At 65.0% G+C, this 25063-nt stretch carries 24 protein-coding genes; 10 read left to right on the top strand and 14 right to left on the bottom strand.

Translation table 11 applies throughout. From position 1 onward, the window contains the following. Positions 1 to 9: 9 nt before the first annotated feature. Genes ACQPXH_RS31325 through ACQPXH_RS31310 form a run of 4 tightly spaced genes read right to left on the bottom strand, consistent with a single transcriptional unit; the run spans position 10 to position 4680 of the window. Positions 10 to 1041 carry an acyl-CoA dehydrogenase family protein gene (locus tag ACQPXH_RS31325; protein ID WP_433600019.1) on the bottom strand — a complete coding sequence of 344 codons (1032 nt, stop codon included), beginning with the start codon at positions 1039 to 1041 and terminating at the stop codon, positions 10 to 12. After that, the gene (locus tag ACQPXH_RS31320; protein WP_433600018.1) at positions 1038 to 2246 is read right to left on the bottom strand and encodes an acyl-CoA dehydrogenase family protein; all 1209 of its coding nucleotides are present in this window, start codon (positions 2244 to 2246) and stop codon (positions 1038 to 1040) included. Before ACQPXH_RS31320 ends, ACQPXH_RS31325 begins: the two co-directional genes overlap by 4 nt. Next, positions 2246 to 3133 carry an enoyl-CoA hydratase gene (locus ACQPXH_RS31315; protein ID WP_433600017.1) on the bottom strand — a complete coding sequence of 296 codons (888 nt, stop codon included), beginning with the start codon at positions 3131 to 3133 and terminating at the stop codon, positions 2246 to 2248. The genes ACQPXH_RS31320 and ACQPXH_RS31315 overlap by 1 nt, the downstream gene beginning before the upstream one ends. Continuing rightward, a complete protein-coding gene (locus ACQPXH_RS31310) occupies positions 3133 to 4680 on the bottom strand; it encodes a FadD3 family acyl-CoA ligase (RefSeq protein WP_433600016.1) in 1548 nt (515 codons plus the stop codon). The genes ACQPXH_RS31315 and ACQPXH_RS31310 overlap by 1 nt, the downstream gene beginning before the upstream one ends. Positions 4681 to 4777: 97 nt before the next feature. Between ACQPXH_RS31310 and ACQPXH_RS31305 the strand changes: the two genes are divergently transcribed. The 6 genes from ACQPXH_RS31305 (at position 4778) to ACQPXH_RS31280 (ending at position 11303) form a co-directional block, all read left to right on the top strand. Then, complete coding sequence (locus ACQPXH_RS31305) at positions 4778 to 5968, top strand: acyl-CoA dehydrogenase family protein (protein WP_433600015.1); 1191 nt, start codon at positions 4778 to 4780, stop codon at positions 5966 to 5968. After that, the gene (locus ACQPXH_RS31300; RefSeq protein ID WP_433600014.1) at positions 5965 to 6762 is read left to right on the top strand and encodes an SDR family oxidoreductase; all 798 of its coding nucleotides are present in this window, start codon (positions 5965 to 5967) and stop codon (positions 6760 to 6762) included. The genes ACQPXH_RS31305 and ACQPXH_RS31300 overlap by 4 nt, the downstream gene beginning before the upstream one ends. A gap of 775 nt (positions 6763 to 7537) precedes the next feature. Continuing rightward, complete coding sequence (locus ACQPXH_RS31295) at positions 7538 to 8266, top strand: hypothetical protein (RefSeq protein WP_433600013.1); 729 nt, start codon at positions 7538 to 7540, stop codon at positions 8264 to 8266. Between the two features lie 45 nt (positions 8267 to 8311). After that, complete coding sequence (locus ACQPXH_RS31290) at positions 8312 to 8917, top strand: TetR/AcrR family transcriptional regulator (RefSeq protein ID WP_433600012.1); 606 nt, start codon at positions 8312 to 8314, stop codon at positions 8915 to 8917. Between the two features lie 87 nt (positions 8918 to 9004). Beyond that, a complete protein-coding gene (locus ACQPXH_RS31285) occupies positions 9005 to 10192 on the top strand; it encodes an acetyl-CoA C-acetyltransferase (protein WP_433600011.1) in 1188 nt (395 codons plus the stop codon). Between the two features lie 403 nt (positions 10193 to 10595). After that, complete coding sequence (locus tag ACQPXH_RS31280; RefSeq protein WP_433600010.1) at positions 10596 to 11303, top strand: 2'-5' RNA ligase family protein; 708 nt, start codon at positions 10596 to 10598, stop codon at positions 11301 to 11303. Here ACQPXH_RS31280 and ACQPXH_RS31275 read toward each other — a convergent pair whose 3' ends face one another. The 8 genes from ACQPXH_RS31275 to ACQPXH_RS31240 all read right to left on the bottom strand — a co-directional run bounded on the left by ACQPXH_RS31275 (position 11304) and on the right by ACQPXH_RS31240 (position 17406). After that, positions 11304 to 11522, bottom strand: a complete 219-nt coding sequence (locus ACQPXH_RS31275) for a hypothetical protein (RefSeq protein ID WP_433600009.1) — start codon at positions 11520 to 11522, stop codon at positions 11304 to 11306. Between the two features lie 99 nt (positions 11523 to 11621). Beyond that, entirely contained in the window at positions 11622 to 12161 is a 540-nt protein-coding gene (locus ACQPXH_RS31270; RefSeq protein ID WP_433600008.1) for a hypothetical protein, read from the bottom strand. 5 nt (positions 12162 to 12166) lie between these two features. Continuing rightward, positions 12167 to 13336, bottom strand: coding sequence for a DUF6973 domain-containing protein (locus ACQPXH_RS31265; protein WP_433600007.1), 1170 nt, complete (start codon positions 13334 to 13336; stop codon positions 12167 to 12169). A gap of 29 nt (positions 13337 to 13365) precedes the next feature. Further along, positions 13366 to 13665, bottom strand: coding sequence for a hypothetical protein (locus ACQPXH_RS31260; protein ID WP_433600006.1), 300 nt, complete (start codon positions 13663 to 13665; stop codon positions 13366 to 13368). A 195-nt stretch (positions 13666 to 13860) separates the two neighbouring features. Continuing rightward, positions 13861 to 14949: an NAD(P)H-dependent flavin oxidoreductase gene (locus ACQPXH_RS31255; protein ID WP_433600005.1), complete on the bottom strand. Its 1089-nt coding sequence runs from the start codon at positions 14947 to 14949 to the stop codon at positions 13861 to 13863. Then, on the bottom strand, positions 14946 to 15752 hold the full coding sequence (locus tag ACQPXH_RS31250; RefSeq protein WP_433600004.1) for a CoA-transferase subunit beta: 807 nt from the start codon (positions 15750 to 15752) through the stop codon (positions 14946 to 14948). The genes ACQPXH_RS31255 and ACQPXH_RS31250 overlap by 4 nt, the downstream gene beginning before the upstream one ends. After that, on the bottom strand, positions 15749 to 16633 hold the full coding sequence (locus ACQPXH_RS31245) for a CoA transferase subunit A (protein WP_433600003.1): 885 nt from the start codon (positions 16631 to 16633) through the stop codon (positions 15749 to 15751). Before ACQPXH_RS31245 ends, ACQPXH_RS31250 begins: the two co-directional genes overlap by 4 nt. After that, positions 16633 to 17406 (bottom strand): enoyl-CoA hydratase family protein, encoded by a 774-nt coding sequence (locus ACQPXH_RS31240; protein WP_433600002.1) that lies wholly within the window; start codon positions 17404 to 17406, stop codon positions 16633 to 16635. The genes ACQPXH_RS31245 and ACQPXH_RS31240 overlap by 1 nt, the downstream gene beginning before the upstream one ends. Positions 17407 to 17466: 60 nt before the next feature. Between ACQPXH_RS31240 and ACQPXH_RS31235 the strand changes: the two genes are divergently transcribed. The 3 genes from ACQPXH_RS31235 (at position 17467) to ACQPXH_RS31225 (ending at position 21308) form a co-directional block, all read left to right on the top strand. Further along, positions 17467 to 18264 (top strand): SDR family oxidoreductase, encoded by a 798-nt coding sequence (locus tag ACQPXH_RS31235; RefSeq protein WP_433600001.1) that lies wholly within the window; start codon positions 17467 to 17469, stop codon positions 18262 to 18264. 36 nt (positions 18265 to 18300) lie between these two features. Continuing rightward, positions 18301 to 19212, top strand: a complete 912-nt coding sequence (locus ACQPXH_RS31230) for an SDR family oxidoreductase (protein WP_433600000.1) — start codon at positions 18301 to 18303, stop codon at positions 19210 to 19212. Between the two features lie 605 nt (positions 19213 to 19817). Further along, entirely contained in the window at positions 19818 to 21308 is a 1491-nt protein-coding gene (locus ACQPXH_RS31225) for a hypothetical protein (RefSeq protein WP_433599999.1), read from the top strand. A 402-nt stretch (positions 21309 to 21710) separates the two neighbouring features. Here ACQPXH_RS31225 and ACQPXH_RS31220 read toward each other — a convergent pair whose 3' ends face one another. Both ACQPXH_RS31220 and ACQPXH_RS31215 read right to left on the bottom strand, forming a co-directional pair. Next, positions 21711 to 22127, bottom strand: coding sequence for a helix-turn-helix domain-containing protein (locus ACQPXH_RS31220; RefSeq protein ID WP_011207048.1), 417 nt, complete (start codon positions 22125 to 22127; stop codon positions 21711 to 21713). 361 nt (positions 22128 to 22488) lie between these two features. After that, entirely contained in the window at positions 22489 to 23652 is a 1164-nt protein-coding gene (locus ACQPXH_RS31215) for a steroid 3-ketoacyl-CoA thiolase (RefSeq protein ID WP_433599998.1), read from the bottom strand. A 98-nt stretch (positions 23653 to 23750) separates the two neighbouring features. Between ACQPXH_RS31215 and ACQPXH_RS31210 the strand changes: the two genes are divergently transcribed. Beyond that, positions 23751 to 25058: a cytochrome P450 gene (locus ACQPXH_RS31210; protein WP_433599997.1), complete on the top strand. Its 1308-nt coding sequence runs from the start codon at positions 23751 to 23753 to the stop codon at positions 25056 to 25058. Positions 25059 to 25063 lie beyond the last annotated feature (5 nt).

Genomic DNA, 25063 nt, shown 5'->3' with positions numbered 1-25063 from the left:
GGGACGCAGTCATTTCATACCTCGCAAGGCTCGGTCCCGAACAGCCTCGTCGCGCAGTGCGCGGGAAATCCGGGAACGATGCAGATCCGGTGTACCCCAGGCCGAACGCAGCGCGGTCACCCTGGTCAACCACAGCGACAGGTCGTACTCGGCGGTGTAGCCGATCGCGCCGTGCACCTGCAGCGCCGCGCGTGCCGCCCGATAGGCCGCATCGCCGCAGGCGATCACCGCAGCCGAAACGTCACGCCCGCGCGTGGTTTCACCCATCGTCAATGCCGCCCGGTAGAGCAGCGGCTCGGCCAGATCCAGCCCGATCAGCACATCGGCCAGCTTCTGCTTCACGGCCTGGAATTCGCCGATCGGTTTACCGAACTGCTTGCGCTGCTTGGCATATTCGGTCGCCGCGGCCAGCAATGCCCGGCCCGCACCGAGCAATTGCGCCGCATTGGCCAGCGCGCCGGAGTCGAAGGCCGCCCCAACCGCCTCGAGCACCTGCTCACCTTCGGCGACAACGGCATCGGATTCGATGACGAACAGTCGCCGCGCCGGATCGACCGATCGCACCAGACCCGCGCGATGTCCGGTGCGGAGCTGCTTACCGTCGGCAATGAGCACGACGTCGGCGGTATCGGCATCCAACGCGACCGTGCCGTGTTCGACCGAAGTAAATGCCAGCGTGCCGAGCGCCGCACCGTCCGCGAACTCGGGCAGCCAGCGCGCGGCCGGTGCGGGATCCGGAAGGGCTTGCAGCAGTGCCGGTATCGCGGCCGCCGTCTCGACCAGCGGGCCGGGCGCGGCGGCGCGGCCGATCTCCTGGAACGCGACGACGAGATCGATCGGCTCCGCACCGACACCGCCGTGCCGCTCCTCGACGGCAAGACCGAACGCACCCGCACCGGCCAACTGCCGAATGAGCGCCCGTCCGGGCCGGGGGTCACCCGCGGCCCAGCCGCGCACCGCGGCTGGTGTCCGTCCGGCGTCGAGCAGCTTGCGCAGGCTGGTACCGAAGTCGAGTTGTTCCGGGCTGAGCGCGAATCTCATCGGCTGCTCCCTCTCGGTAGTCCGAGCAGCCGCTCGGCGATGATATTGCGCTGAATCTCATTGGTGCCGGCATAGATCGGGCCGGACAGCGAGAACAGATAGCCGTCGGTCCAGGACCCGGACCGCTCGGCCGCACTGCCGAGTAGGTCCAGCGCGGTCTCGTGCACGGCGATATCCAATTCGGACCAGAACACCTTGGTGATCGAGGATTCCGCGCCCAGCTTGCCGCCCTCGTTCAACCGGGTGACCGTGCCGAAGGTGTGCAGCCGATAGGCCTCGCTGCCGATCCAGGCGTCCACCACCGCATCGCGCTGCGCGGTATTGGTGCGGTCGCCGGTGTCGAGCCAGAGATCGATGAGCCGCTGCGCGGTGGCGCTGAAGCGGCCCGGGGACCGCAGCGACAGTCCGCGCTCATTGCTCGACGTACTCATCGCGACCCGCCAGCCGTCGCCGGGCTCGCCGATCACATCGCGATCCGGTACGAAGACATCGTCGAGGAAGATCTCCGCGAAGCCGGGTTCCCCGTCCAACTGCGGAATCGGCCGTACCGAAACACCATCCGCGGACAGCGGGAACATCACATAGGTGAGTCCGCGATGCCGCCCCCGGCGGTTGCGGTCAGGCCCGGAGGCGGCCTCCTGCGTAACCACGGAGGGCCCCGCATCGGATACGGCCTCGGGATCACTGCGGAACAGCCCGAAGGCCCAGTCCGCGAATGTTGCTCGCGAACTCCACGTCTTCTGACCACTCAACAGCCAGCCGCCGGTGGTGCGTCGCGCGGTCGAGCGGATACCGGCCAGATCGCTGCCCGCCTCCGGCTCGGACCAGGCCTGCGCCCAGATATCGTCACCGCGTGCCATCCGCGGCATCATCCGTTCCAGCTGCTCCGGCGTGCCGTGCTCGAAAAGTGTCGGCGCCAGCAGGAATATGCCGTTCTGGCTGACCCGCCCCGGTGCACCGGCGGCGTAGTACTCCTGCTCGAACAGCACCCACTCCAGCAGCGAGGCATCGCGCCCGCCGTACTCCTGCGGCCAGGCGACGACCGACAGCCGTGCCTCGGCCAGCGTGCGCTCCCATTCGCGATGCGCCTCGAACCCGGCCTTGGTATCCATCGAAGGCAGCGGCTTCGCGGGTTTGGCCGCGGCGAGGAATTCGCGGACTTCCCGCTGGAATTCCTGCGTCGCCTGATCGAGATCCAGATCCACTACGTTGTCCCGTTCTGCTCGGACGTCGAGGCCGTCGTCGCGTTGGCCTTCATCGACTTGGCGTTCATACCGCCGAGCGAATCCGCGCCGACCTCGGCATTGTGCGCATGTGCGAAGTGATGCAGGCCGAATACCGAATCCATGCCCGCCCGCATGCCCATCAGATCCTCGGCCTGGTTGACCGCCTTCTTGGTCAGCGCGAGCCCGAATTGCGGCATGGTGGCGATCTTTTCGGCCAGTTCGAGGGTTTCGGTCTCGAGCTGGTCGCGCGGCACGACGCGATTGACCATGCCCCACTGCTCGGCCTGCGCCGCATCGAAGCGGTCACCGGTGAACAGGAACTCCTTGGCCGCGCGCGGACCCATCACCCACGGATGGGCGAAGTACTCCACACCCGGAATACCCATGCGCACAACGGGATCGGAGAAGAAGGCGTCATCGGAAGCGATGATCAGATCGCAGACCCAGGCCAGCATGAGCCCGCCCGCGATGCAGGCGCCCTGCACCATGGCAATAGTCGGCTTCGGAATTTCGCGCCAGCGTCGGCACATGCCGAGGTACACCTCGAGCTCGCGCGCGAAACGCTGGTCACCGCCGACCTTGTCGACGTGATCCCACCAGAGCGCGGCCTTGTTCTGGTAGCGCACATGGTGATCACGGCCGGGAGTGCCGATATCGTGCCCGGCGCTGAAGTGTTTTCCGTTGCCCGCCAGGACGATTACGCCGACCTCGGGATCCTCGACCGCGCGCTCGAAGGCGGCGTCGAGAGCGTAGGTCATCACCGAGTTCTGCGCATTGCGGTAGTCGGGCCGGTTGAGCGTCACGATGGCGACCCGCCCGCGCCGTTCGTACGTGACGACGTCCGGCTCATAGGGAATCTCGGACATTACGACTTCTCCTCACGTAGTTCACGTTTCAGCACTTTCCCGGCCGCGCTGTAAGGCAATTGGTCCCGGAATTCGATAAACCGCGGCACCTTGAAATTCGCCAGCACCGTGCTCGCATGTGCGCGCACCTGCTCCTCGGTGAGTCCCGCGCCGGGCTTGCGCACCACAAATGCCTTGCCCACCTCGCCCATTCGGGTATCCGGGACTCCGATGACCGCGGATTCGGCCACCCCGGCGAGTCGGGCCAGCGCCTGTTCCACCTCCGCCGGATACACATTGAATCCGCCGGAGATGTACATATCCTTGAGTCGATCGGTGATCTTCAGATAGCCGCGCTCGTCGATCGTGCCGATATCGCCGGTGTGCAGCCAGCCCTCGGTATCGATGGTTTCCGCGGTGCTTTCCGGGTCGTCGAGGTAGCCGAGCATGACATTCGGGCCGCGCAGCAGCACCTCACCTTCCGGACTCAGCCGCAGTTCGAAATCGGCGATCGGCCGGCCGCAGGTGCCCGCGATGGTCGCGGCCTCGTCGTCCGCGCGGCACATGGTGCCGAATCCGGCGGCCTCGGACAGCCCGTAGGCGGTGATGACCACATCGAAGTCGAGTTCCGAACGCATGCGCTCGACCAGCACCACCGGTACGGTCGCGGCACCGGTGACGGCGACCCGCAGGGTGCTCAGGTCGAAGTTGTCCCGGTCCGGGAAGTCCAGGATCGTCTGGTAGATGGTCGGCGGGCCGGGCAATACCGTGATCTTCTCTTCGCCGACCAGTCGCATGGTCACCGGCACATCGAAGGTCGCCTGCGGAATGATCGTCGCGCCGGTCACCAGGCACGCGAGAATGCCTGCCTTGTAACCGAAGTTGTGGAAGAACGGGCTGACCACCAGATAGCGATCGGAGCTGTCGAGGGTGGAGCATTCGGCCCAGGCCCGCACCACCGACAGCGCCTGCCGATGCGCGACCAATGTGCCCTTGCTGCGTCCGGTGGTGCCGGAGGTGAACAGGATGTCGGAAATATCCTGGGGGCCGACATCTTCGGCGCGCTTCACGGCATCGGCCGGCGGGACGGATTCGGCGACTTCGGCCAGCTGCGACCAGCTCAGCGCGGTGGGATCGTCGGTTTCCGACTCGACCGGAATGACCACCACCGTATCGATGTGCAATTCCGGTGCTGCGGCACGCAATTCGGCCAACCGATCCCTGCCCAGGAAGGTCCCGGCAATGAACAGCGCCTTGGCCTCGACCCGCTCCAGCACATCGGCGGCCTCGTCCGCGACGTAGCGGGTATTCAACGGCACCAAGGCCGCACCCGCGTAGTGCGCGGCCAGGGCGGCGATCACCCAGTGGTAGGTATTCGGCGCCCACATGGCGACCCGATCGCCGGCCTGCACGCCACGCGCGATCAGCGCCCGCGCCACCTCCTGCACCGCTGCCAGCAACTGCGCCCAGTCCAGCCGTACGTCGCCGTCGCCGAGGGCGGGCGCGGTGCCGAAGGTGCGCGCGGCATCGTGCAGTGCCATGGGTGTCGTTTGTGCGGGGGTTGTCACGGGTGTCCTCACCGTCGGCGGGGTCTTTTGCTGCCCTTGCTCGATAAAAGCGGTCCGGCTCTAACAAAGCAAGTGCTTGGTAGGTTATCCTACCGGCGTGGTTGCTATCCAGACCTCAGATTCCGGCACCGCAGCACAGGACGCGCGGTTTTCCGCAGAAGTGCGCGAGTGGTTGGCCGAGAACCTCGACGGCGAGTTCCGTGCGCTGCGCGGACTCGGCGGGCCCGGCCGCGAACACGAGGCCTTCGAAGAACGCCTCGCCTGGGACCGGCATCTGGCCGCCGCAGGCTGGACCTGCCTCGGCTGGCCCGAGGAGTGGGGCGGGCGCGAGGCCTCGGTGCGCCAGCAGGTGATCTTCCATGAGGAATACGCCAAGGCGAACGCGCCCGCGCGGGTTTCCCATGTCGGTGAGGAACTGCTCGGTCCGACGGTATTGGCCTTCGGCACCCAGGCGCAGAAGCAGCGGTTCCTGCCGGGCGTCCGGAATGTGACCGAGCTGTGGTGCCAGGGCTACTCCGAACCCGGCGCGGGCTCGGACCTGGCGGCCATCACCACCAGCGCCCAGCTCGACGGCGACGAATGGTCGATCAACGGCCAGAAGATCTGGACGTCGCTGGCCCATGTGGCCGACTGGTGCTTCGTCGTCGCGCGCACGGAAAAGGGTTCGACCCGGCACAAAGGCCTTTCCTACCTGCTGGTTCCGATGCATCAGCCCGGTATCGAGGTCCGCCCGATCATCCAGCTGACCGGTACCTCGGAATTCAACGAGGTCTTCTTCGATGACGCCCGCACCGCCGCGGACCTGGTCGTCGGCGAACCCGGTGACGGTTGGCGCATCGCCATGGGCACACTCACCTTCGAGCGCGGCATCTCCACCCTCGGCCAGCAGATCCGATTCGCTCGCGAACTGGCCGATATCGAGGCATTGGCCCGCCGCACCGGCGCGGCCGACGACCCGTTGATCGCCGACCGCATCGATAGGGCATGGGTCGGCCTGCGTGTGCTGCGCGCGCACGCGCTGCGCACCATGCAGGACAGCACCGCCGACGACGGCGGCCAAGCCTCGGTTTCGAAGCTGCTGTGGGCCAACTGGCATCGCGGCCTCGGCGAATTGGCCATGGCCGTGCTCGGCCCCGCCGGTCTGGTGGCCGATGAGCACGATCTCAACGAATGGCAGCGGCTGTATCTGTTCACCCGCGCCGACACGATCTACGGAGGTTCGAACGAAGTGCAGCGCAATATCATCTCCGAGCGCGTGCTCGGACTGCCGCGGGAGGCTCGCCCATGAATGGACCGCTTTCCGTTGCGCCGCAGCCTATTCCGGGGCACGGTCTGCTGACCGGACGCAATGCCGTGATCACTGCCGCGGCGGGCACCGGCATCGGCTCCGCGACCGCGCGCAGGTTACTCGCCGAGGGCGCCGATGTCGTTGTATCCGACTGGCACGAGCGGCGTCTCGCCGAAACCGAGGTCGAGTTGAAGGCCGAATTCCCGGAGCGCCGGGTCGCCTCGATCGTGTGCGATGTGCAGAGCAGCGAACAGGTCGACGAGTTGATTCGCGGTGCCGCAACGGCATTGGGCCGCATCGACATCATGGTCAACAATGCCGGACTCGGCGGCGAGACACCGGTCGTCGATATGACCGACGAGCAGTGGGACCGAGTCCTGGACATCACGCTCAACGGCACCTTCCGCTGCACCCGCGCCGCCCTCGGCTACTTCCGCGATGCGGGCCACGGCGGTGTCATCGTCAATAACGCCAGCGTGCTCGGCTGGCGCGCGCAATACGGCCAGGCGCACTACGCCGCCGCCAAGGCCGGCGTCATGGCCCTGACCCGCTGCAGCGCCGTCGAGGCCGCCGAACTCGGCGTCCGCATCAATGCCGTCGCCCCGAGCATCGCCAGGCACGCCTTCCTCGACAAGGTCAGCTCGACCGAACTCCTCGACCGCCTCTCCGAACGCGAAGCCTTCGGCCGCGCGGCGGAACCCTGGGAGGTTGCCGCCACCATCGCCATGCTCGCTAGCGACTACACCTCATACCTCACCGGCGAAGTGGTATCGGTCAGCAGCCAGCGCGCCTGATCGACCCACCACATGCGCGACTCGACCGTCCGGCGCGCATCAAGGTGTTGAACGTCCCACCATCACCGACCACGACGGAGCTGTCTTACGGTGAGTCAGGACGGCCACCGCGGGAACTCGGCAATCATTACTGCCTTGCGAGTGACCCGTTCGCGGCCCGTCTCGTGTCGGAGTCGTTGAAGCGATGCGCCGCAGGCACGGGATTCGACCATCCGATGCGAGTGCATCCGGTGCCGGACGATCCACCATCATCGACCACCATGGAGCGAGTTTTGCGAGCGACCGTTCGCGGCCCGTCTCGCGTCCGAGTCGTTGAAGCGATGCGCCGCAGGCACGGGATTCGACCATCCGATGCGAGTGCATCCGGTGCCGAACGATCCACCATCATCGACCACCACGGAGCGAGTCTTGCGAGCGACCGTTCGCGGCCCGTCTCGTGTCGGAGTCGTTGAAGCGATGCGCCGCAGGCACGGGATTCGACCATCCGATGCGAGTGCATCCGGTGCCGAACGATCCACCATCATCGACCACCACGGAGCGAGTCTTGCGAGCGACCGTTCGCGGCCCGTCTCGCGTCCGAGTCGTCGAAGCGATGCGACGAAGTCGCGAGTCTCGACGGCTCGGACGCGAGACACCCGGGGGCCGCGAACACGCAGCGCCGCAGGCGCTGCCATCAAACACCGCCTGATCAGGTAAAAAAGGCCGGGACGCCGGCGGTAAACCTGTGCAATGCTGGGAGTGGTCGAATCCCGCACTCCCCTAAGGGGCGATGGCTATGGGGCAGGATCGCCCACCGGCCGACGAACAACTGGAACTCGAATTGGTGCGCCAAGTCGTGCTGGCCAGGCGACGTCTGGACAGCATGGTGCTCGCGGCACTCACCCTCGGTGCCGAACTCATGGACCACACATCCGACCGCGCGACCGCGACCCGGACCGCCCAGATTCTCGAGCAGTACGCGATCGATGAAGCCGAGGTCGCCCGTGATCCGCGGGGTGCGTTGCGCGCCGATATGACACGCGATTACGAACGTGCCTGCCGCGTCGGGCTCAGTGCCGCATCGCTCGGATCCGAACAGGATCGCAGACGGCGGCGGCAGACGGCACTGCTGTGTGAGGTGCGAGCGGATCTGCTCGATGTCATTCGCAAATGCCGCGAATTCCGCTTCGATCGCGTGGCGTTCACCGACGAGATCGCCCAAGGTCTGTGCGCCGCTACGGACAAGCTGGTGGTCGGTGCGGATATGGATACCTATCGTGCCTGGCAGCGCGGCATGATCCTCAAACTCATCGAGGAGCCGGTCCTATTCGGCCCGCCGCGCGTTATGGCCACTGTCGACGCGGGCCCGGATCGCAACCCGCTGACCGTCGAATGGGACAGCTGTGAGCGCAGACTCGCGCTGGTCGCCCGGATGGCGCGCGCAGGCGTCTCACCGGTCGTGATCTGCGACCGACTCCTTGCCGACCTGTCGGTGTCGTCACCACTGCGCTATTCGATGCGCTGACCAATCGAGGCACGCGGTTGGCCCAAGCAAATGCTTGGTTGTATTATGAGCCGTGTGACCGCACCAGACGCCTCGAAATCAGCTCGGCGCAATGAATTGCTCGCACTCGCGGCCCAACTGTTCGCCGAGCGTGGGCTGCGTGCGACCACCGTGCGGGATATCGCCGATGCGGCCGGGATTCTCTCGGGGAGCCTCTATCACCACTTCGATTCCAAGGAGTCGATGGTCGACGAGATTCTGCGCGGCTTCCTCGACGATCTGTTCGGGCGGTACCGGGAGATCGTGGCCTCCGGGCTCAGTTCGCGAGATACCTTGGAAGCCTTGGTGATCGCGTCCTACGAATCCTTCGACCGCTCACACGCCGCAGTGGCGATCTACCAGGCCGAGGCCAAGCGGTTGCGCGATTCGGAGCGGTTCACCTATATCGCGGACTACAACCGAGAATTCCGCGAGCTGTGGCACCGGGTGTTGATCAAGGGCGTCGAGGACGGCAGCTTCCGGCCGGAACTCGATGTCGAATTGGCCTACCGGTTCCTCCGGGACACGGTTTGGGTTGCGGTGCGGTGGTACGAGCCCGGCGGCTCGATCACCGTCGAGAACCTCGCCAAGCAGTACCTGACCATCGTGCTGGACGGCCTGACCGTGCCGTAGTCGATTTCGGTAGCTCGCATGGCCCAGCGTGGGCTACGCGAGCTACCGCCTCCAGGCCCGTCGGGCAACACCAAGTAGGAGTTCTCCATGTCAGCACCATCCGCTCGCCGCCCGTACACCCCGGTGCGGGACGCCTATGTGATCGACGCGGTGCGCACGCCGATCGGCAAGCGCAATGGTGCGCTGGCCGCGGTGCATCCGGCCGATCTCGGCGCGGCCGCATTGCGTGGGCTGCTGGATCGCAACCCCGTTGATCCGGCGGTGGTCGACGATGTGATCGTCGGCTGCGTCGACAATATCGGTCCGCAGGCGGGCAATATCGGTCGCACCATGTGGCTGGCCGCCGGTTATCCGGAGGAAGTTCCTGGCGTTACCGTCGACCGGCAGTGCGGATCTTCCCAGCAGGCCATCAATTTCGGCGCGCAGGCGATTATGAGTGGCACGGCTGAGGTGATCGTCGCGGGTGGTGTGCAGAATATGAGCGCTATTCCGATCTCGGCGGCCATGTTGGCGGGCACGGAATATGGTTTCGACGCACCGTTCGTCGGGGCGCAGGGCTGGGACCATCGCTATGGCACCGCGGAGGTTTCGCAGTTCAACGGTGCCCAGATGATCGCCGACAAGTGGAATATCAGCCGAGAAGAGATGGAGCGCTGGGCATTGCGCAGCCATGAGCGCGCCCGCGATGCCATCAAGAACGGCCGCTTCGACGGCGAGATCGTGCCCGTCGGTGATTTCTGGATCGACCAGGGACCGCGCGAGACCTCGCTCGAGAAGATGGCGTCGCTGCCGGTGCTCGCCGAGGGCGGCACACTGACCGCCGCGGTGGCCAGCCAGATCTCCGACGGCGCGAGCGCGACCCTGCTCGCCTCCGAATGGGCCGTCGCGGAATACGGACTCCGCCCGCGCGCCCGCATCCACCATGTGAGCGCCCGTGGCGCCGACCCGATCATGATGCTCACCGGCCCGATTCCGGCCACCAAGTGGGCGCTGGAGAAGACCGGTCTGACCATCGAGGATATCGATGTCGTCGAGATCAACGAGGCCTTCGCCCCGGTCGTGCTCGCCTGGCTGCGCGAGACCGGCGCCGATCCGGAGAAGGTGAACGTCAACGGCGGCGCGATCGCCCTCGGACATCCGCTCGGCGCCACCGGCGCAAAGCTTTTCGCGACGCTGCTCAATGAGCTGGAACGCCGCAACGGCCGCTACGGCCTGCTTACCATCTGCGAAGGCGGTGGTACTGCCAACGTAACGATTATCGAGCGCCTCAACTAGAGAGCCTCGCCTCCCCGAGCCCTCTGCCGGTGCGGCGTCAGCGGGGGCATTGTTCGGGGCATCCCGGACCAGCGAGTCGGATGGAAGCCCGACCGTTGTCAGCCCAGATAGGGTCGCGTGCGGTGTTCGGATTCGGAGTGATGGTGCAGACGGAGCCGGACCGTGTTGTGCACTGGCAGTTCCGCGAGTTCGTCTGGGCGGACGAAGCGACTTCGGTGGACTCGTCGCTCACTTCGGCCGCTTCGCACAGTCCCAATAGTGGAAGCGACACCGATATAACTCTGAGCTTCGCCGTGCCGGTAGGCATGGCGAACTCTTCGAACACGATCAGCTCGTAGGCGATTCGGCGGGACCGTAAACTCTTCAGCGTCAATCGTCCTGAGCCGAGGAGCATGGCAGCTATATGAGCGCCACGTCCAAACGTCCGTTCCCCTTGCTCCGCCCGGCATCAACATCCGAGGCAGCCGCGATTGCAGACAACGACTGGTCGGCCTTTTGTCAACTGTCCACCTTGCATGACCACTGGACCATGAAGCCATGGGGGCCAGGCCAAGCGGGCTACTACTGGTACATCACATTCGACGATCCAGAGTTGATCAGCCTCGTGGCGCGGTGTCAGGAAGCGCTCGTGCATGACGGTATCGACCTGGTGCCCTTGGACGGCCTGCACCTGACGGTGCTCAGTATCGGCAAGGTTGCCGAAGTCTCCGATCGGCAACTGGACGGCGTCATGTCGGCGGCACAGGCAGAACTTTCTACAGTGAAGCCCTTCGACCTCAGCATTGGCCCGTTGACGGGATCCCGAAGCGCACTCAGGTTCTCCGTCACCCCATGGGACGGTCTCCTCAGCGTGCACCGCCGAGTTCGTTGCGCATCGGCTGTTCACCGCCCATCGAGCCGACTTGCAGAGACATCGGAGTTCCGGCCGCATCTCGGAATCGGATACATCAATCGGTCACAAGGAGCAGCCCCGCTGATCGACGATGTCTCCCTGCTCCGGAACCTTCCGCAAATCTCCGTTCGCGTCGACAGGCTGCACTTGGTGGAGTTACGCCGGGAAGGACGCCAGTATCGCTGGACCGATCGAGCCGTCGTTGCGCTCGGCGGTTGACTACAGCTCGGGCGCCGAGAACTCACGCGCGGCCGGTGCCCACTTCTCGAGCTCGTCCAGGTAACCCGCCGACGCCGGTGTAGGAATGGCCCGCATGAGCATGCCCAGCTCGTTCGCTCGCTGCCACACCGACCGGATCGGGCGATCACTCGATACCAACAGCGCCTCGATGCCAAACTGTGCAGCCTGCTCGACATCGCGGTACCCGTCGCCGAGCATGGCGGCTGCCATGTCGAGCGCAGCGGGCTGGGACCCGCACCCGACGTTGTGATGTGTGCCGGTCACAACACCAGGCCCGATTCCGCGCTGGATTGTCACCTAGCCAGCGGGAACGAAGTATCCTGCCTGTCGTGCTCCTGCTGGCGGAACCGATTCGAGGAGAGTGTCGGGGCGCAGTACATCCCCGCGTTGAACGTTGCTGAAAAGCTTGCGACTCGGGGTTGCCGGGACAGCCTGCTTTGGCGCCGAACCTTGGATGAAAACGTAGTACTCGTAGTGGAAGTGGTCATCCGAGCTGAACACCGGCAGTCTCCGCCAACAATATCCGGCCAATCCCGAGGCCGAATTCATTGTTTCCCGAGTCATTCCCGACTGGACGACCACCATCCGGTCCCAATCGTCATTCCAACCGGCCTCGACAGTCAGATCGCGAAGTGAAACCGTATCGGGCGCAGCGGCTTTCGTGCGTACTGTCTGCTCGAGCCTCGCGGGCGAACCCAAGGGTTGCGGATTCGCAGCCAACTCGAACGTCGCAGTGCAGTCCTCCCCGACACCGTTCGGCGGTTCCGAGCTGGCGGCACAACCGGTGAGAACCAGCATCGCCATCCCGACAACAGCTGTAACCAGCTTGATGCCCATGGCCCTCACTTCCCTGCTGGTAGTGGGATATCCGATGGTTCCGGCGAGCCGGTCTCGCCAACCTTCACGCGGTTGCTCCACTCGATCTGTTGCTGCTGGTTGATCACGATCGCATCGCCGGCATCGATCTTCTGCTGGACCAGTCTCTGCAGTTCTTCAGGTGAGGCGTTCGGATGCTCGACCGCGACCTGTCTGCCGAGGCTGTTGTTGTGCAGGTCCATTGCTTCCCGTGCGGGAGCATTGCCGCCGATACCCTCGTGTGCTGTGCCGAAGCTTTGAGTCCAGTCCTCGCCATATCGTTGGGTCATCAGCGAGTTCCAGTACATGTGCCGGAACGCGTCTCCATGACCGTCATTGAGAGCGGCGGGGTCGTTGTCGTACGCCTTCTTTGCCGCTTCCTCGGCCTGTGATTTGAAATCGAAGAAGTCGGTAACCCTGCTGATCCCGTCCGGCTTCGTGAGCTGCAACTCGAGCAGCGCCACTTCCTCAGGTGTCATGAATGTCGGTTGGAAATCGGGTGAAACCATCCGGATCTCGTTCAGCAACAGGCCCGAAGGCCACAAGGTCGCACCCGACTTGGACGGTGCTGTCTGATATTTCGTGAGGATCTCGGCTAGCTTTGGGTCGCTGGGCATGGGAGTCGCGCCTCGCTGCACCTCAGGCGATAGAGACTCCAGGTGTCGCCGGATTTTCTCGGCACCCTCTTTGTCGGTCTGCTGAATCGATGTGAGCGCGCCCCGGATCCGACTGGTCAGGTAGAACTCGTAGCCTTCCTTCGCTACCAATCCGTCCGGACCGTGCTCCAGCACGACCTTCCAGTTGGGCATTCGTGAGCGGACCTCGCCGTCGTCCTCGACGTATAAGTGGTACTCCGAATCCTCGGCGTCGCGTTTTGCCTCTTTGATGACATCAATGTAGCCAACAATGGCGTCGAGCTGGATATAGATCTCCTGCTGGATGTCCCCCATCACCTGCTTGGTTCGCCGCGCATGGTCGCGGTCTTGGGCTGCGCGATCGCGAGCGGCGTCGCCAGCGGCGCGCTTCCAGTATTCGTAAGACATGTCGATCGCCGATGCCGCTTTGGCGGTATCGGCGTCAAGCTTCTGGGCCTTGTCCGAGATCTTCGCTCCGATGTTCACCGCAGGGCGCGGATCCCAACTGAGCACCTTGGACACCGTAAGCGCCTCTACATACGCGCCGCCGCTCACCGCTGTCCGGCCTCCCGCAGACGGTCCGCGAAGGCACCATCCTCCGCAAGGAATTGAGTCACTGCTGTGTCGGTGAGATCTGCGAACTCGTGCAGACGGCGAGCGTGATATTCCACAACCTTGTTCAGTCCGGTCGCGACCGCGTCGACGGTCTGGGCTATATCGGAGCTTTCCATCGTGGGCAGGGCGACGAGCCCCTCAGCCAATGGTGCCAATCCGCCGACCGCGTCACCATGGCTCCGAACCGTATTCGCCAACTCTCGGGTCTTGTCCGGATCCAGCTCGAAGTCACTCACTGGTGCCCCCCGTCTCATTTGTCCGTCGTCGCGTGGGTCAAGGCTACAAGGCGAAGGCGGCGGCCCCGGTACACACCTCGGCAGATAGTGGATTCGGAAACCTTGATTCGTATGAACTTCCAATGCATGCGAAAGACCGCTCCGGCCAGGAAGGCTCCGGGCGGCCTTCGTGAATAGACCGAAGCGGTGCTTCGGCTATGACGGGCTCGGGGTCACGCCATGATCGGCAGTCAGCGCGGCGATGGTGTCGATCCGCACAACCGCGTCGGCAACGATGCGGTCGATGAGTTCCTTACAGGTGGGCAGGTCATCGATGATGCCGGTGACCTGGCCCGCGGCGAGCACGCCCGCCTGGGTATTGCCCTCGACGAGTCCGGCGCGCAGCAGCATCGGGGTATTGGCGGCCATCACTACCTGAGACCAGCTGAGGTCCTTGGCTTTTCGCATGGCCAGACCGTCACGGACCATGGTCGACCACTTCATGCCGGTCAGGCCCTTGAACTTCGCCGCATTGGAGACCGCGGCGGCCAACCCCCGCCAGCGCCCCGAATGTTCCAGGCGATCAACGAGTTCGGTATTCAGCACCCGGTGCGCCATACCGTCGACCTTGAGCGAGACCACAGTGTCCTGCAGCTGTCGCTTCAGGTATTCCTGCTTGACCGCGTCGGGTACGGTGCTCTCCTTGGTCAACAGGAAACGCGTGCCCATCGCGACACCCGCGGCGCCGTAGGCCAATGCGGCCGCCAGACCACGTCCGTCGAAGAATCCGCCTGCCGCGACAACCGGAATATCGACCGCATCCAGCACCGACGGCAATAGCAGCGTGGTCGCGACCGGGCCGGTATGTCCGCCGCCCTCGCCGCCCTGCACGATCACCGCATCGGCGCCCCAGGACGCGACCTTCACCGCGTGTTTGGCCGCGCCGACCGATGGAATCACCACCACACCGGCATCTTGCAACTCGGCGACGAGTTCCTGCTTCGGTGCCAACGCGAATGACGCGACGGCTACCTTCTCCCGGATCAACAGATCGATCCGCTCGGGCGCATCCGTGGCGTCGGCGCGGATATTCACGCCGAACGGCTTGTCGGTATGCGCCTTGGTCTTCGCGATCGCGGCTTCCAATTCGGCGAATGTCATGGTGGCCGAGGCCAGAATCCCGAGCCCACCCGCCTCGGCCGTCGCCGACACCAGGCTCGGCCCGGCCACCCAACCCATGCCGGTCTGCACGATCGGATGTTCGATGCCGACCAATTCGGTCAGCGGTGTCCGCAGCGAACTCATGACGGCACCTCCGATTCCCGAACCTTCTTGGGATCGAGCACATCCCGGATCAACCGCAGCTCTTCCGAGGTCGGCAGCCGGGTCTGGTCCGCCTCGGCCAGTCCGGCGATCTCGAACGAGGTGTTCTCGGCGACTTCGTCGGCGGTGACGCCCGGATGCAGACTGCGCGCCCGCATCGTATGGTCGGGTCCCTGGAAATCGAAGACGCCGAGATTGGTGACCACCCGGTGCAGGTGATGGAATCGATACGCCGGATTGGCCGGATCGACCTTGTCGTAGCCGACGCCCGAGACGATATCGACCTGATCCACGAACACCCGGCGGGTATGCCGCGAAACCCAGTAGCTGGTCGGATGATTGATGGTGTTGCCCGGCGCGCCGCGGGAACCGAACATCTGCCGGGTCGGCTGCTGCAACGGACCGAATGCCGACAGATTCTGATTGCCGAACCGATCGAGCTGATTGGCCCCCATCACCACATGGCGCCGTCCGGCGGCGACCACATCGAACACCTTGCGGAACGGAATCCACCCCTCGATCGGCGCTTTGGCGCCCAGCGGGGGAGTGTCGGCGAAGAACAGCGCCTCGCCGTCGGAGAGCAGCAGATCCGGTTCGGTGGTCAACTTGGCCAGCCGCGCGCCGATGATCGTCATCGGCGACATCGGCGAGGCCATGATTTCCCCTGCGCCGCTGAAGATCTCGGCGCAGGCGATGGCGCAGATCTCGGCCTTGGTGACGGTTTCTGCAGTAGGCCCGCCCGGCACCCGGCCACCACCCTTCACGGAATCGCTTCGCGATGTCATTTCTGCGCCTCCTGTGCGAACTCGCGAACGGCGGCCTGATATTCGTCCTCGGAGACCGCCAGATACTTGTCGACGAACTGCTGCCAGGACTCCGGCGTCTTGGCCGATTCCGCATAGTGCTTCTGGAACTTCTCGTCCCGGCCGTAGCTGTCGGCGGCCAGGGTGAAGTGCGCGCCGCCGGGCGCTTCGACCACACCGTCGACCAGCATCCGATTGATCAATAACGACTGCAGCGGAACGGCTTTCACCAGTTCCTCGGTCTCCACCACCTGCTCCACCGAGACGTAGCGGCGTTCGGCGGCCAGGCAGTACAGGTCGTCGAAGTACGGATCGACGCCGGTGTAGGCGGCATTGCCGTGCTTATCGCCGATATTCAAATGCACGAGCGCCGCATCGAGATTCAGCGCGGGCATCGCGATCAGCGTCTCGGTTCGTCCGTCGCCGTCCGGATACGGTGACGCGACGGTCTTCAGCTCGCCATCCCAGAACTTCGCGACATCGGATCCGAGACCGGCGCGGATCGGCAGGAACGGCAGTCGAGCGGCCGCCGCCTCCAGCCCGCATTTCAACATGCCCTCGTCCATCTCCCGCGCCACCAGCGCGCCGGACGTCCGCGCCTTGGCGAACCACGGGTCGTAGAACGGCGGCGAATCCAGCGAGACGAAGCCGTAGTACGCCGTGCGCACCTTGCCCGCCGAACACAGCAGACCGAGATCGGGGCCGCCGTAGCTGACCACGGTCAGATCGGTGATATCCGAGCGCAGGATGGCCCGCACCAGCGCCATCGGCTTGCGCCGCGAGCCCCAGCCGCCGATGCCGATGGTCATACCGCTGCGCAGTTCGCCGACGACCTCGTCGAGCGACATTCGCTTGTCCCGCATCAGCTTTCCTTGCTCTCTTCCTTGCGTGCGGCCAGATCGCCGTCGAACCGCGCGCGGATCTCATCCGCGACACCGGCGAGATTCAGTTCGAAGGTGAAGCCCTGTTCGTAGCGGTAGCTACGGTGCACGTCCTGTACATCGATGCCATTGAGCGCCCGCTTGGCCGCCCGGATGACCCGGCTGTCCTTGGTCGCGATGTTCTTGGCGACCTCCAGCGCGGCGGCATCGAGTTCGGCGCGCGGGACCACCTGGTACACCGAGCCGAAGTGCTGCAACTGCTGTGCGGTGATGGTGCTCGCGGTATAGAACAGCGCGCGCATCAGATGCTGCGGCACCAGCCGGGACAGATGCGTGGCCGCACCGAGTGCACCGCGGTCGACCTCGGGCAGCCCGAAAGTGGCGTCATCCGAAGCGATTACGACATCGGCATTGCCGACCAGGCCGATGCCGCCGCCGAGGCAGAAGCCCTGTACCGCCGCGATCACCGGCACCGGGCAGTCGTAGACCGCCGCGAACGCCTCGAAACAGCCGTGATTCGCGTCGATCAGCGCCTGATGGCCGGGGGTGCGCTGCATTTCCTTGATATCGACACCGGCATTGAAGCCGCGGTTCTCGGCGCGCAAGACCACCACTTTGGCTTCCGGATCGCGCCCGGCCGCGCGGATCTCATCCGCCAGCGTGAACCAGCCGTCGGACGGTATGGCGTTGACCGGCGGGTAGTCGACCGTGACCACGGTGATGCCGGTTGATTCGGAGTGACGGTTGATCCCCATCGCAAGTCCCATCGTGTGTACGAGATGGCAAAGCAAGCAGTTGCTTGGTAGATTAGCACGGTGGCACTCGAAATAGACCTCACCGGCAACGTCGTCCTTGTCACCGGCGGTGTGCGCGGGGTGGGCGCAGGCGTCAGCAGGGCTTTCCTGGCTGCCGGAGCGACCGTCGTGGCCTGCGCGCGACGACCCGGTGAAGAGCTGGTGCAGCATGAGGGCCGGGAGATCGAATACCTGCCCTGCGATGTGCGCGATGCCGATGCCGTGCAGGGTTTGGTCGACGCGATCGTCGCGCGGCACGGCCGCCTCGATCACCTGGTCAACAATGCGGGCGGCGCCCCGTTCGCCCTTGCCGCCGACGCCGGCAAGAACTTCCACAGCAAGATCGTCGAGCTGAATCTGCTCGCGCCCCTGCTGGTCTCGCAGGCCGCCAATGCGGTGATGCAGCAGCAGCCGGGCGGCGGCTCCATTGTGATGGTGTCGAGTGTGAGCGGGCATCGACCGTCGCCGGGTACCGCCGCCTACGGCGCGGCCAAGGCGGGCGTCGACAGCCTGACCTCCTCGCTCGCGGTCGAATGGGCGCCGAAGGTCCGGGTGAATTCGCTGGTCGTGGGCCCGGTTGTCACCGAACTGAGCGAATTGCACTACGGCGATCAAGACGGTATCGACGCTGTCGGCGCGACCATCCCGCTCGGTCGGATGGCCCGCCCGGAGGACATCGGCCGCTGCGCCGCCTTCCTGGCCTCATCCCTGGCCGCCTTCGTCAGCGGCGCGACGCTGCTGGTGCACGGCGGCGGTGAGCGTCCGGCATTCCTCGCGGCGTCGAATGCGAAAGTCGGCGAGCAGACCGCCGAGGCCTGAACAATCGAACCTGAAAACGAAGAGGACACAACAGGTATGGACACCGAGCAGATCTGCGCGGGGCGCATTGTCATCGTCACCGGTGCCGGCCGCGGTATCGGCCGGGCGCACGCGCTCGCCTTCGCCGCCGCCGGAGCCCGCGTGGTCGTCAATGATCTCGGCTCCGCGCTGAACGGTGCGGCGACCGGTGAGACGCCCGCCGAACAGGTCGTCGCCGAGATCAAAGCACTCGGCGGCGAGGCCGTGGCCAATGGTGACGACGTCGCGGACTGGGACGGCGCGCGCAATCTCATCCGCCAGGCCGTCGACACCTTCGGCGGCCTGGACGTGCTGGTCAACAATGCCGGTTTCGTGCGCGACCGCATGTTGGTGAACCTCGGCGAAGACGAGTGGGATGCCGTGGTCCGGGTCCACCTCAAGGGCCACTTCGCGACCATGCGCCATGCGATCGAGTACTGGCGGGGCGAGTCCAAGGCGGGTCGCCCGGTCGATGCCCGCATCATCAACACCAGCTCCGGCGCGGGCCTGCAGGGCAGTGTCGGCCAGAGCAATTACGGTGCCGCCAAGGCGGGTATCGCGGGCCTGACCCTCACCGCTTCGGCCGAATTCGCACGCTACGGCGTCACTGTCAATGCCATCGCCCCTTCGGCCCGCACGCGCATGACCGAAACCGTCTTCGCCGAGATGATGACCGCACCCGAGGACGGCTTCGACACGATGGCTCCCGAGAATGTCTCGCCGATCGTGGTCTGGCTCGGCAGTTCGCAATCCGCGGCCGTCACGGGCCGGATGTTCGAGGTCGAGGGCGGCAAGGTCGCGCTCGCCGACGGCTGGCGGCACGGTACCGCCGTGGACCGCGGTGCCCGCTGGAATCCGGCCGAACTCGGCCCGGTGGTCGCCGACCTGATCGCCAAGTCCGTTCCGCCGGAGGCGGTATACGGCGCTTGAGCGCCGAATAGTTCCGGCAGCGCCGAAAGCTGGACGGTTGCTTCGCCCGACAAGGATCGGTACGGTCGTGCTATTTGTCTCTCCGGTTCGGTGGGGTCGTGTCGGCGCGTCCCTCGATTCGTGTTCTGGCGGTAGAGGTGCGAACATGCGGTCCGCGGTGGGTTCGTCGCCGGGCGAACGGACCGACCCGGGTTCCACTGTTGGCACGTCCGATTCGCCGCTGCGCGGCATCGTCATACGTACTGGTCTGCCCGTTTGGCCCGGCGCACGTCGGGGGATCGACGCGGAAATGTGTTCGGGATCGAAGCCGAACTCCCGATGGCATGATCTGGGCGGTCGACCGAGAGCCGGCGTGTGGCGGGCCGGGCGTGTCGAATACCCGGCGTGCCCCGAGCTACTGCGCGGATTGGGCTGGGGTTTACTATGGGCTCCCGTTCGTTGAAGTCCCGGAACTGAAGTGTTGCGACCGGGCCAGAGATCTGCGCTATTTCGGATGAGGGGAATGCTGGCGCATGGCCGTTGGTCGCACGTCGCGTGTGGTCGCAGTACTTGCGACGTGCGCGGACCCGAATAATCCGACGCCGGATTCGAACGGCGATGTCTGGATGCCGCTCACGATTCCGGGCCAACCGAGTGTCAGTTCGCCGATCGATTCGACCGACGCCGCAGCCGGTGTGAACCCCGCCGCCGGTCCCGGCTCGGCCGCCGCCGGTTCAGCAGCTGGTTCAGCCGCGACGGGTCTGCTCGGCGCACTCCTCGGCGGTGGCTCGGTAGGCACCAGCACCAGCACCAGCATCGGCTCGGCCGGGGTCGCCACCGTTCTCGGGACCGGTTCCGCTGCCGACGGTTCCGCGGCCGCCGGTGCGGGTTCGGCCGCGCTCGGCACGAGTTTGGCTGTGCTTGGAACTAGTTTCGCTGCTGTTGGTTTCGCGGTGGTGGGTGCGGGTTCGGCCGCGCTCGGCACGGGTTTGGCTGTGCTTGGAACTGGTTCGGCTGCTGTTGGTTTCGCGGTGGTGGGTGCGGGTTCGGCCGCGCTCGGTACCGGTTTGGCTGTGCTTGGAACTGGTTCGGCTGCTGTTGGTTTCGCGGTGGTGGGTGCGGGTTCGGCCGCGCTCGGTACCGGTTTGGCTGTGCTTGGAACTGGTTCGGCTGCTGTTGGTTTCGCGGTGGTGGGTGCGGGTTCGGCCGCGCTCGGTACCGGTTTGGCTGTGCTTGGAACTGGTTCCGCCGCAGTCGGTTCCGTCGGCGCGCGTGTGGGGCGCGTGCTGGTGAAGCCCGCGACGACCGCCCGGGTGGCGATTGTCGTCGCGGTCGCGGCGGTCGCACTCGCGGCCACCGTCGCGGTTCCGGAAATCGCGCTGGCGCTGGACAACCTGCTACCGCGCGGCCTGCGTTCGGGCCTGCGCTCCGATGGCATCGTCGTCTCGGCGTGGATCCTCTTCGCGGCCGCGACCTCGGTGGTCGCCTCGGCCGCGTGGCCGGTCGTCTCCCGCCGCAATCTGCGCCAGATCGCCTTGGTCATCTATGGCGTCGGTGTATTCGAGGTGGCGGTGAATCTGTTCTGGTCCACCACCTTCGGCTGGGTAGTCGTAGCACTCGGCTGTGTATTCATCGTTGTCACCGGTGCGCGCAATCTGGACTGGACCACCCTCGGTCGCGGTATCGCGATCTTCACCGCGGGCACCGCGGTCGTCGCGGTACTGGCCGCGCTGGAGGTTCGCCGGGCCTCCATCGATGCGCCGCCCGCGCGGGTCGGCGAACCGGACTGGGCCTGGCCGATCTGGGCGGCGGCCGCGCTGCCCATCGCGTTCGGTGCGGTCTGGATCGTGGTGGAGTTGTGGGTGCGTGCGCGAATCCTGTTGCGGCAGATCAAGGTTTTGCACCGCGTCATGGTCGGCCGATTTCCGGAGGTGGTCGCCCATGAGCAGACCGGTACCTCGGCGCAGCTCGAGGCATCCGACCAGGTCGCGCAGATCATGGACGCGCGGTATCTGCAATCCGGCGGCGGCGTCGAATTGTCACCGCGGGCCCGCCACTGGTATCGGCGCGTGCGGACCGAGTTGCGCAGTGGGCACGAAACCCATTGGGCGATGTAGTAGTAGACGCACGGTGGATTGCTCCGCCCGAGGGCATTAGTCCTCGCGGTTGGATCCAGGCAATCGCGCGCGCCTACGAAGCGGGTGCCCGAAATTGATCGTGCGCAATCAAAACCGATCAGTCCGAAGCATTCCCGAGGACTCGCTCGGGGTATTCAATACAGTTGACATAGCAAGGAATCCGGCAAGGCTCTGATGGCCTGCCGGATTCCATGTGTCTACCGACGTATCCGCACAACTGATTTCGTCACAACGCAGTCACTCCAGGCGCGCGCTTTTATCGCAACCCTGCACTTGTTGCCAAGCCCATAATTCACGGGTGACGCAAGGCGAGAAGCATCCATACCATGACGCAGTACGGTGCGACCCTGAGGGTCGCACCGTACTGCGCTGTGGGAGAACCTATTCGGTACCGTCCGGAGGAATTTCGGGCAAACCTTCGCTTGCCCGCAATTTCTCCGCCATGGAGGTGAGGAGGTTCTGTGATTCTTCGGACAGATCGAACGCCCTACTCGACAACCGTCGCAGTCCGTAGCCCTGCAGCTGGGACAGCAACTCCAGATCGTGATCGATCTTGGCGGCATAGATGTCGTTGAAGAAGTAGTCCGGCTTGACCTTGAAGAACTTGGCCAGTGCAGCCACCGTTTCGTCCGACGGGTTGGTCCGCTGTCCCGACCGCAACTGCGAGAGGTACGGTTTCGAGATCGGATGCCCGGAGGCCGTCAGCGCAGCCGCAACCTCCGCGTTGGTGTGCGGCTTGCGCCCCGGGGGATGCACGGTTTCGAACAGCTTGTTCAGCCGCGCCGCGAAATCAGCCATTGTGAGCCGCCCAATTCCCTTCGCTGTACTAACAGTCGTTATCTCGGATACGTATCATTGATATTAGCGGCTCAGTAACTGAAAACCTACGCCTGATTCGGGATTTCCTTGAAGCTTCTAGGTGCCGCTCTGGTGAAGTCACTGCGACGGTTGCGTTTGCGGGTCACGCCAACGGCTCTTGAGAAGGGGTGGTGTGAACCGGTTCTGGCCCGTCGCAAGGGTCTTCCCCTATGGGGATACGATAGCGAAAAGATAGCTGATGGGTCATCTACGTGCCTGTGCTGGAGTTTGTGTGGCGTACGACACGTTTTGGGCTCATTGGGATGAACGTTCAACTTCGGAGCGGAATTGGTTGAAACTGCTACAAGCGCTCGATGATGGTGCCTGTCGCCAATGCACCACCTGCACACATGAGCACCATCGCGGTGCTGCCACCGGAACGCTCCAGTTCGTGCAAAGCCGTTGTGATGAGCCGAGATCCGGTTGAGCCGACGGGATGTCCGAGGGCAATGGCGCCACCGTTTACATTCACCCGGTCCATGTCTGGTTTGTGTACAGAAGCCCATGAAAGTGCCACTGCCGCAAAGGCTTCATTGATCTCGAAAAGGTCGATGTCGCCGATATTCATTCCGGAGCGTTCGAGCAGCCGGGTGCAGGCCTGCACCGGACCGTCGAGATGGAACTCGGGCTCCGCGCCGACGAGCACCTGGCTCACGATTCGCGCGCGCGGGCGCAAACCCGCTCGCTGCGCGGCCTTTTCGTCCATCAGCAGTACGGCGGCCGCGCCGTCGGAGATCTGCGAGGAGGTGCCCGCGGTGTGGATTCCGCCCTCGAGTACCGGCTTGAGCTTGGCCAGCCCCTCGCGCGAGGTCTCGCGCAGGCCCTGATCCCTTGTCACATCCAGCTTCTCGCCGGTGAGCTTGCCTTCCTTGTCGACACCGGGCGCGGTCACGGTGAGCACCTCGCGATCGAAGCGTCCCTCGGCCCAGGCCTGGGCGGCCAACCGCTGCGAGCGGACGCCGAGTTCATCGAGATCGTCGCGAGTGAAGCCGCGCCGATTGGCAATACGCTCGGCGGCCTCGAATTGATTCGGCAGATCGATATTCCAGGAGGCCGGGCGGCGCGGGCCCGCGTTCTCGCCGACGTTGGCGCCCAACGGAACTCGGCTCATCGCCTCCACGCCGCAGGCCATGCCGATATCGATGGCGCCGGTCGCGATCAGTCCGGCGATCAGATGGTTGGCCTGCTGCGCCGATCCGCACTGCGCGTCGATAGTGGTGGCGCCGACCTGCCACGGCAGTCCGGCGTGCAGCCAGGCGACGCGGGTCACGTTGTTGGACTGTTCGCCCGCCTGGGTGACGCAGCCGCCGATGACCTGTTCCACCGCTGCGGGATCCAGGTGCGCCTGCTCGAGCAGCCCGCGCTGGGCGACGCCGAGCAGTTCGGCGGCGTGCAGACCGGCGAGCCGGCCACCGCGCTTGCCGATGGGGGTGCGAGCGGCCTCGACGATGACGGGTGTGCCCATGTCCAACCTTTCTTTCGGGACAGAAACTGAAACGTGTGTTTACGCGTGGTACGGCGGAATCTGTCCTGTTCTTCCCTCATTATGCAGCCTATGCTTCAATGATTGTAGAACGTGTTTCAGTTTGTCGAAGGAGACATCTGGTGGTAGACCAGCGCGATGCCCGGCCGAACCTGCCGGATGGGTTCGATGTCACGGACCCGGACATTTATGCCGAGCGTGTTCCGGTCGAGGAGTACGCCGAACTGCGCCGTACCGCACCGATCTGGTGGAATCCGCAGCCCCCTGAAATCGGCGGCTTCCACGACGAGGGCTTCTGGGTGGTGAGCAAGCATGCCGACGTCAAAGAGGTCTCGCGCCGCAGCGATGTGTTCTCCACCTTCGAGAACACCGCGATCCCGCGCTTCAACGACGACATCACCCGCGAGCAGATCGAGCTGCAGCGCTTCGTCCTGTTGAACATGGACGCGCCCCAGCACACCAAACTTCGCAAGATCATCTCCCGCGGCTTCACCCCGCGCGTAATAAACGGCCTGAAAGCAGAACTCGAGACCAGAGCCGAGGCCATCGTGAAGGAGGCGGTGGAGAACGGCACCGGCGACTTCGTCACCCAGGTCGCCTCCGAACTGCCGCTGCAGGCGATCGCCGAGCTGATCGGCATCCCGCAAGAGGACCGCAGGAAGGTCTTCACCTGGTCCAACGATATGACCGGCTACGACGATCCGGGGAGCACGGCCGATCCGGTCGCCGCCTCGGCCGAGGTGCTCGGCTACGCGTACCAGATGGCCGCGGCGCGTAAGGAATGCCCGGCCGACGATATCGCGACCAAGCTGATCGAGGCGGATGTCGACGGCGATGAGCTGACCCCGGAGGAGTTCGGCTTCTTCGTGATCATGCTCGCCGTCGCGGGCAATGAGACCACCCGCAATGCGATCACCCACGGCATGGCGGCCTTCCTGGAGCATCCGGACCAGTGGGAGCTGTTCAAGAAGGAGCGTCCGGCCACCGCCGCGGACGAGATCATTCGCTGGGCCACCCCGGTCACCTCGTTCCAGCGGACCGCGCTGGAGGACACCGAACTCGGCGGCGTCCAGATCAAGAAGGGCCAGCGGGTGGTCATGCTCTACCGCTCGGCCAACTTCGACGAAGAGGTCTTCGAGCACCCGGAGAAGTTCGACATCATGCGAAAGGACAACCAGCACTTGTCCTTCGGCGGTACCGGCGCGCACTTCTGCATCGGCGCGAATCTGGCGCGGATGGAGGTCGATCTGATCTTCAACGCCATTGCCGACGCCATGCCCGATATCACCAAGCTCGGTGACCCCAAGCGGCTGCGCTCCGGCTGGCTCAACGGGGTCAAGGAATTCCAGGTCGACTACAAGGCCTCGGGCTGCCCGGTCGCGCACTGAATCGC

This window comes from Nocardia sp. CA-135953 (assembly GCF_050955735.1).
Classification (GTDB): domain Bacteria; phylum Actinomycetota; class Actinomycetes; order Mycobacteriales; family Mycobacteriaceae; genus Nocardia.
This window is presented reverse-complemented; position numbering and strand designations above follow the sequence as displayed.

Excerpts from the sequence above, each read along its gene's own strand:
- ACQPXH_RS31325 (WP_433600019.1), bottom strand. The coding sequence starts at position 1,041 with ATGAGATTCGCGCTCAGCCCGGAACAACTCGACTTCGGTACCAGCCTG.
- ACQPXH_RS31315 (WP_433600017.1), bottom strand. The coding sequence starts at position 3,133 with ATGTCCGAGATTCCCTATGAGCCGGACGTCGTCACGTACGAACGGCGC.
- ACQPXH_RS31300 (WP_433600014.1), top strand. The coding sequence starts at position 5,965 with ATGAATGGACCGCTTTCCGTTGCGCCGCAGCCTATTCCGGGGCACGGT.
- ACQPXH_RS31295 (WP_433600013.1), top strand. The coding sequence starts at position 7,538 with ATGGGGCAGGATCGCCCACCGGCCGACGAACAACTGGAACTCGAATTG.
- ACQPXH_RS31290 (WP_433600012.1), top strand. The coding sequence starts at position 8,312 with ATGAGCCGTGTGACCGCACCAGACGCCTCGAAATCAGCTCGGCGCAAT.
- ACQPXH_RS31285 (WP_433600011.1), top strand. The coding sequence starts at position 9,005 with ATGTCAGCACCATCCGCTCGCCGCCCGTACACCCCGGTGCGGGACGCC.
- ACQPXH_RS31280 (WP_433600010.1), top strand. The coding sequence starts at position 10,596 with ATGAGCGCCACGTCCAAACGTCCGTTCCCCTTGCTCCGCCCGGCATCA.
- ACQPXH_RS31275 (WP_433600009.1), bottom strand. The coding sequence starts at position 11,522 with ATGCTCGGCGACGGGTACCGCGATGTCGAGCAGGCTGCACAGTTTGGC.
- ACQPXH_RS31270 (WP_433600008.1), bottom strand. The coding sequence starts at position 12,161 with ATGGGCATCAAGCTGGTTACAGCTGTTGTCGGGATGGCGATGCTGGTT.
- ACQPXH_RS31255 (WP_433600005.1), bottom strand. The coding sequence starts at position 14,949 with ATGAGTTCGCTGCGGACACCGCTGACCGAATTGGTCGGCATCGAACAT.
- ACQPXH_RS31250 (WP_433600004.1), bottom strand. The coding sequence starts at position 15,752 with ATGACATCGCGAAGCGATTCCGTGAAGGGTGGTGGCCGGGTGCCGGGC.
- ACQPXH_RS31245 (WP_433600003.1), bottom strand. The coding sequence starts at position 16,633 with ATGCGGGACAAGCGAATGTCGCTCGACGAGGTCGTCGGCGAACTGCGC.
- ACQPXH_RS31240 (WP_433600002.1), bottom strand. The coding sequence starts at position 17,406 with ATGGGGATCAACCGTCACTCCGAATCAACCGGCATCACCGTGGTCACG.
- ACQPXH_RS31230 (WP_433600000.1), top strand. The coding sequence starts at position 18,301 with ATGGACACCGAGCAGATCTGCGCGGGGCGCATTGTCATCGTCACCGGT.
- ACQPXH_RS31225 (WP_433599999.1), top strand. The coding sequence starts at position 19,818 with ATGCCGCTCACGATTCCGGGCCAACCGAGTGTCAGTTCGCCGATCGAT.
- ACQPXH_RS31220 (WP_011207048.1), bottom strand. The coding sequence starts at position 22,127 with ATGGCTGATTTCGCGGCGCGGCTGAACAAGCTGTTCGAAACCGTGCAT.
- ACQPXH_RS31215 (WP_433599998.1), bottom strand. The coding sequence starts at position 23,652 with ATGGGCACACCCGTCATCGTCGAGGCCGCTCGCACCCCCATCGGCAAG.
- ACQPXH_RS31210 (WP_433599997.1), top strand. The coding sequence starts at position 23,751 with ATGATTGTAGAACGTGTTTCAGTTTGTCGAAGGAGACATCTGGTGGTA.